This is a genomic window from Haladaptatus sp. (assembly GCF_049589095.1).
Lineage (GTDB): Archaea > Halobacteriota > Halobacteria > Halobacteriales > Haladaptataceae > Haladaptatus.
Map to the genome: position 1 here is coordinate 1 of NZ_JBAWAC010000199.1, position 6,580 is coordinate 6,580.

General features: G+C 62.4%; 6 protein-coding genes. 2 read left to right on the plus strand and 4 right to left on the minus strand.

Features of this window, described 5'->3' with window-relative positions:
- Window positions 1-927, minus strand: a 927-nt coding sequence (locus WBV42_RS06650) for a TGS domain-containing protein (protein ID WP_423985332.1), incomplete at its 3' end; no start/stop codon positions are given.
- Between the two features lie 281 nt (window positions 928-1,208).
- On the opposite strand from WBV42_RS06650, the gene WBV42_RS06655 reads away from it, so the two are divergent.
- Window positions 1,209-1,976, plus strand: a complete 768-nt coding sequence (locus WBV42_RS06655; RefSeq protein ID WP_423985333.1) for an HVO_0234 family beta-propeller protein — start codon at window positions 1,209-1,211, stop codon at window positions 1,974-1,976.
- Between the two features lie 34 nt (window positions 1,977-2,010).
- Here WBV42_RS06655 and WBV42_RS06660 read toward each other — a convergent pair whose 3' ends face one another.
- Window positions 2,011-2,496: a helix-turn-helix domain-containing protein gene (locus WBV42_RS06660; RefSeq protein WP_423985334.1), complete on the minus strand. Its 486-nt coding sequence runs from the start codon at window positions 2,494-2,496 to the stop codon at window positions 2,011-2,013.
- Between the two features lie 195 nt (window positions 2,497-2,691).
- Here WBV42_RS06660 and WBV42_RS06665 point away from each other — a divergent pair, with 195 nt between their 5' ends.
- Window positions 2,692-3,540: a ribose-phosphate diphosphokinase gene (locus WBV42_RS06665; protein ID WP_423985335.1), complete on the plus strand. Its 849-nt coding sequence runs from the start codon at window positions 2,692-2,694 to the stop codon at window positions 3,538-3,540.
- Window positions 3,541-3,587: 47 nt separating this feature from the next.
- On the opposite strand, the gene WBV42_RS06670 is transcribed toward WBV42_RS06665, so the two are convergent.
- Together WBV42_RS06670 and ileS are read right to left on the minus strand one after the other, a co-directional pair.
- Window positions 3,588-3,716, minus strand: coding sequence for a hypothetical protein (locus WBV42_RS06670; RefSeq protein ID WP_423985336.1), 129 nt, complete (start codon window positions 3,714-3,716; stop codon window positions 3,588-3,590).
- Between the two features lie 185 nt (window positions 3,717-3,901).
- A partial coding sequence (gene ileS / locus WBV42_RS06675) for an isoleucine--tRNA ligase (protein ID WP_423985337.1) occupies window positions 3,902-6,580 on the minus strand: 2,679 nt, incomplete at its 5' end.

Genomic DNA, 6,580 nt, shown 5'->3' on the forward strand with positions numbered 1-6,580 from the left:
CTTCCACAGTTCGGCGTGGTTGAGTTCCGGCGTCTTCACCTCGTCGTAGCCCAACTCGTCGTTCTTCTCGCGGACGTATTCCTCCAGTTCGCGGCGAATCGCCATCCCGTTCGGGTGGAAGTTGACACACCCCGGCGAGTGGTTGGGCACCGAGAAGAGGTCCATCTCGCGCCCGATCTTCCGATGGTCGCGCTTTTCGGCTTCCTCCCGACGTTCGAGGAACGCTTCGAGATCGGCCTCGCGCTCGAAGGTCGTGCCATAAATCCGCGTGAGCATCGCCTCGTCCTCGTCGCCGCGCCAGTAGGCACCCGCGATTTCGAGCAACGAGAGCGCGCCGACCGCTCCCGTCGATTCGACGTGCGGCCCGGCACAGAGGTCCTCGAACTCTCCCTGTCGATAGAACGTGACCATCTCTCCGTCCGCGACGATGTCTTCGAGCAGTTCGAGTTTGTACGTTTGGTCGGCGAGTCGCTCCCGCGCCTCCTCGGGTGCCACCTCCTCGCGCTCGATGTCGTTCTCCGCCGCGACGATGTCCCTCATCTCGCTCTCGATGGCCGCGAGGTCGGATTGCTCGATGTCGAGGCCGTCGAAGTCGTAGTAAAACCCGTCGTCCGTCGGCGGGCCGATGGCGAGCTTTGCGTCCGGAAACAGCCGGAGGACCGCCTGTGCGAGGACGTGTGCAGCGGAGTGTCGCAGTACCCGAACGTAGTCGTCACTTCCCGGCGTGACGATTCGAAGGTCGGCGTTCGACTCGATTCGATACTCGGGGGCGACGAGGTTGCCGTCGACGATTCCGGCGACGCAGTCCTCGCCGAGTCCCGGCCCGATGTCGTCGGCGACGTCCCCGACCGATGGTGCGTTCTCGAATTCGCGTTTCGATCCGTCCGGAAGCGATACGATTACCGATTTCTGTGATTGTTGGTTCATAGTTGTGACTCGTGATTCCGAAAGAGCGCTGGCCCGCTTCGACCGACCGGACCCGCGTTCGGAGACGCGCGGCTCTCAGCTTTGAAGACGGGCGGGAAAACGACGATGGTGGTGACTAGATTAGCGGGTGCAAACCCGGCGTGTAAAGCAGTCACCTAGCATCGTGTTGCTCGACTGATCGTAGTCGCGCCACGGTATTTAATCCTTGTGCGGGCCGCAACCACTCGCGCTTTCGACGGCGAACCCGAACGCTTTCCCCGATTTGTGTCCATCACTCGCGTATGACCAGTATCGACGAAAAACGGGTGTACAGCGACCAGGAGGGGACGACGACGGTGTACGTCGGGACCGAACTGGGCGTCGCCCGCGTAGAGGTCTCCGGTGACATCATCGGAGAGTTTTCGTTGGCACACCGCTGTGTCTCCCGGGATACGGCGGCGACCGATGGCGCTCTCGCGGTAGCGACGGACGAAGACGTGCTCGATACGGAGTTCTCACCGCTCGATTTCGGACCCGCCGTCGCGGTCGGATTCGACGGTGACGACCTCCTCGCGGCGGGCGACGACGGCCGACTCGCACGGTACAACGGCGAATGGAACGATCTGGCGACCGTGGACGATGTGCGAGCCATCGACGGCAATCTGGTCGCCACCGCCGACGGCGTCTATCGGGTTTCGTCCGACGGCGTTCAACACGTCGGCCTGACGGACGTGCGGGACGTCTCGGCAGCGGGCGGACCACTCGCCGCGACCGCCGACGGGTTGTACCGACTCGGCAACGGCTGGATGGACGTGTTGGACGGTTCGTTTCGGGTCGTGAGTGCGACGGCGGAGGATGCCTACGCCGCCACCGCCGAAAACGTCGTTTCACGCGACGGCGACGATTGGCAGGAGGTTTCCCTCCCGGTTTCGGAACCCGTAGCGGCTATCGGGTTCGATGACGGCGTGTACGCCGCAACCGAAGCCGGAACGTTTCTGGTACGTTCCGGTGATGGATGGCGAAATCGCCATCTCGGATTGACCGGCGTCACGTCCCTCTCGGTTCGGTAGTCCCGATTCGACTGTCTCGACTCGACTCGTTCGGCTACTCCTCATCCAGCGCGTACAACCCTCGGTGGACGCGCCGGACGAGACCGAGTCGGGTGATATCCCGAAGTCGGTTTTTCACGCACTCTTGAGTGACGTCGAGTTCCTGTGCGAGGTATGCGGGTGTCGCACGGCCCCTCGAAAGCAGATTCAAAATCCCACGCTCAGTCGGCCTGAACTGATCGTCTTCGAACGGAACGTCCACGAAAACCGTTTCGGTGGTTCGGTATTTCCCGTCGTCTGCCGGTTCTTCGAGTGTTAACTCGTACAGGCCACGATACGGTTTTTGCACGATATCGACCTCGCGGAATCCATCGAGAAGCGACCGGGCCGTCCCCGATTCGATCGCTAGTTCGCTGGCGACGTAGGCGGGTGTACAACGGCCCTCCCCGAGGAGGTTCAACACCCCTTTCTCCGCCGGTGTCAACTCGTCCTCGTCGAGTGGAAGCGGCGTTCCGATGTTCAACCGAGTAACCGAAACCATCGAACGATACTACTACATTCACGCATAAATAATATATTATATTAGCATATCAAATATTTCTCCATAGGCATTTGTTTTCATGTGTTGGTGTCCGTTTCTCACTATCTCTCCACCTCGCTCTTGATTCGAGTCACTGCCATGTCTCCTCGGCGACGAGTGAAAATCGGTTTAACCTGGCATATCCAGTGTGCTCGTATGATACTCAGTGGGTCTGCCTCGCAATCTTTGGCGGCCACACTCGCCGATGAGCTGAACGAACCGCTCGGATTCGTGGAGTACCAGTCGTTCCCGGACGGGGAACTGCTCGCAAGCGCACCGGACTTCGAAGCCCACCGTGCCATCGTCGTCGCTTCCACCGTCTCCAGCGACGCACATCTCGAACTCCTGCAACTACAGGACGCCGCCCGTGAATGGGGTGCCGAGGAAGTCGTCACAGTCCTTCCGTACATGGGCTACAGTCGACAGGACAAGGCGTTCGACCACGGGCAACCGATCTCCGCCCGAGCAGTCGCCCGTGCCATCAGCAGCGGAACCGACCGCGTGTTTACCGTCAATCCTCACGAGGAATCCGTCTGTGACTTCTTCGACGTTCCCGCCAAATCCATCGACGCCGCGGGTCGCCTCGCGGACCCGCTACCCGACGATTTGATCGATCCAGTGTTCCTCTCCCCCGACGAAGGCGCACTCGACATCGCCGAAACGGTCCGAAACGTGTACGGCGATGGCGTCACTGATTACTTCGAGAAAAAACGCCTCTCCGGCACCGAGGTCGAAATGACGCCCAGCGACACCGACGTGACCGGCCGTGACGTGGTCATCACGGACGACATCATCGCCACGGGTTCGACCATGAGCGAGGCCGTCTCGCTCCTCCACGGGCGTGACGTCGGCCGGGTCTTCGTCACCTGCGTTCACCCCATGCTCGCCGGGAACGCCCGCCTCAAACTCGCAAACGCGGGCGTCGAGGCCGTCTACGGTACGGACACCATCGAACGAGCCGTGAGTCAGGTGTCGGTCGCCCCCAACGTTGCGAACAGATTGTAACAACCCCCATCCTGGTTGCGCTGGACGCTTTGGAAGAGCGAAGGCGATTACAGCAGTTCTCTCACTTTCTCCGTGGTGAGTTCGTCGCTCCAGTAGAGGTCGCCCTTGATTTCGACCGGTGCCGTTTGTTCATTGAAAAACGCCTCCAACTCGTCCCCGGAGAGATAGATGCTCATGATTTTCCCAGGTACGAGGTAATATCGGGATGCATCTTCGGCGGCTGTTTCTACAATCGATCCTTGCGGTCACTGGTAAAATCTGGACCAAAAGCGCGTCGTGCTCCCGGATGGTCGCACTTGCGCCCGCTCGCTCAGTTCACGACTCCGTTCCGTCGCCGTTCACACCGCTCGCGATCGATTTCCTACACTTCCGCTTCAGCCAGTGGCGCGATGGCGATTTCCATCTCGACGCCTTCGACGTCCCACGTCTTGCGGTGGCCGTCCTCGACCGTGCCGATGCTTTCCGCGCGAACCTCGTCCTTCACGAGGTCCATGTGGCGCTCGACCAACTCGGCCACGCGGTCGTCGCGCACGTCGAGTTCGAGGTTGATCGCTTCCTCGATGTCCAGATCGAGTTCCTTTCGCATCTCCTGCACGCGGCGGATGACTTCACGGGCGTATCCCTCGCTCTCGATGTCCTCCGTGAGCGCGGTATCGACGTAGACGACGCCGAGTTCCGTGCCCTCGACGTCGAACGACGCGCCGGACACGTCGTCGGGCGTCTTCGTGACGAACTCGACCATCTCGTCGTCGAGTTCCACGTCCTCGCCCAGCGCGTCCTCCACGGCGGTTTCGAGCGCGGAGAGGTCCGGTTCGGTGACGCGCGCCTCATTGAGCGCGTTCATGACCTGCCCGGCGTCGCCGCCGAAGGCGGGACCGAGCACGCTCATGTCGGCCTGTGCGCTGTAGGCGAGTTCGCCCCACCCCTCGTCGGGCGAGACCAACTCGACTTCGCGGGCGTTCAGGCGGTCGGCAAGCAGGTCGCCGTGATGTTCGACGGCGTGGACGACCGACTCGTCCCGCGCGTCCACGACGATTCGTGAGACGGGCCAGCGGAGTTTCCGCTCGGCCTGCTGGCGGGCGTTCGCGCCCGCTTCCTCGACGGCGCGGAGGACGGCCACGTCCTCCTCCAATTGCTCGTCCTGCCAGAACTCGTCCACCTCGGGCCAGTCGAGCATGTGGACGCTCTCCTCGCCCTCGTCGTCGGTGAGGTTCTGATAGATGTCCTCGCTGATGAACGGGGCGAACGGGGCGAGCAGGGCGACCAGTTCCTTCAGGACGTGGTAGAACGTCGCGTAGGCGGCCTGCTTGCTCGCGCTGTCGGCCTCGTCCCACATGCGCTCGCGGACGACCTGGATGTAGAACCGCGAGACGTCCTCGACCACGAAGTCCAGCAGCGTGCGGAGCGCTTGGTCCTGTCGGAAGTCGTCCCAGTCCTCGGTCATCTCCGCCGTGACGGTCTGTAACCGGGACAGAAGCCACTCGTCCACGAGCTCTGTTTCTGCGTCCTGCACGTCGACCTCGCTCGGGTCGAAGTCGTCCAGTCGCATGTACGGCAGCGGGAACCGGAACACGTTCCAGAGGATGTTCAGGCTCCGTTGCATGTTCTGCATCTCGTCCCACGAGAAGCGCATGTCCTCGCCCTGCGGGTTCTGCGAGAGCAGGAACAGGCGCATCGGGTCCGCGCCGTGGCGCTCGATGGCCTCCTCGGGGGAAACGATGTTCCCGATGGATTTGGACATCTTGCGACCGTCCTCGGCGAGCGCCCAGCCGTGCATCAGCACCTCGTCGTACGGCACTTCGTCTAGTGCGGCGGTGCCCATGCCGAGTTGCGACCAGAACCAGCCACGCGTCTGGTCGTGTGCTTCCATGATGAGGTCGGCGGGCCACAGTTCCTCGAAGTCGTCCGGGTTACTCGGGTAGTCGAGCGTGCCCCACGACGCCACGGAGGAGTCGAGCCACACGTCGAACACGTCCGGAACGCGGGTGTACGTCGTCCCGTCCTTCGTGATGGTCAGGTCGTCGACTGTCGGGCGGTGGAGGTCCACATCCTCGGGGTCCACGTCTTGGTCGACAGCCTCGGCGAGTTCCTCGCGGCTTCCGACGACGACCACGTCGTCCATGTTACCCGACCAGTTCTCCGGTGTCCAGATCGGTATCGGCACGCCCCAGTAGCGCTGGCGCGAGACGTTCCAGTCCGGCGAGTTCTCCACGAAGTTGCGGAAGCGCTCGTCGCGGGCTTCCTGCGGATGCCACTCGCTGTCGTCGATATTGTCGAGCAGTTCCTCCTTGATGTCCGTCACCGTGATGAACCACTGGTCGGTGACGATCTGCAGGATGCCCGTGTCACACCGCCAGCAGTGACCGTAGCTGTGGTGGACCGTGCCGGACGCGAGCAGGTGGCCGCTGGCTTCGAGGTCGGCCATGATTGCCTCGTCGGCGTCCTTGACGAACTGTCCCTCGTACTTGCCCGCTTCCGGGCCGTACGTGCCGTCGCCGCCGACGGGACAGAAGATGTCGAGGCCGAGTTCTTGGCCCCGGTTGAAGTCCTCCTCACCGTGACCGGGCGCGGAGTGGACGAGTCCGGTACCGTCCCCGTCCACTTCGACGTAATCGGCTTCGTACACTCGAAGCGTCCCTTCGCCGCTCGGGTGGTTCGGCACCTCGTCATCGAGCGGGTGGTCGTACTCCCAGCCGACCAGTTCGTCGCCGGTCAGTTCGTCAACGATCTCGTAGTCGTCGTAGCGACCTTCCTTCAGGACTTCCTCGACCTTCGGTGCGCCGACGTACAGCGTCTCTGTCTCGCCGTCCTTCGTCGCTCGAACTTCGGCGTACTCCCCGTCGGCATCGACGGCGACGAAGGTGTTCGCCGGGACGGTCCACGGCGTCGTCGTCCACGCGACGAGGCTTCCATCACGGTCTGCCAAGGGGAATTTGACGTAAATCGACGGGTCGTCCACGTCCTCGTATTCGACTTCGTTGTTGGCGATGGCCGTCTCACAGCGCGGACATTGACTGATGGAGCGCATGCCCTGGTCCAC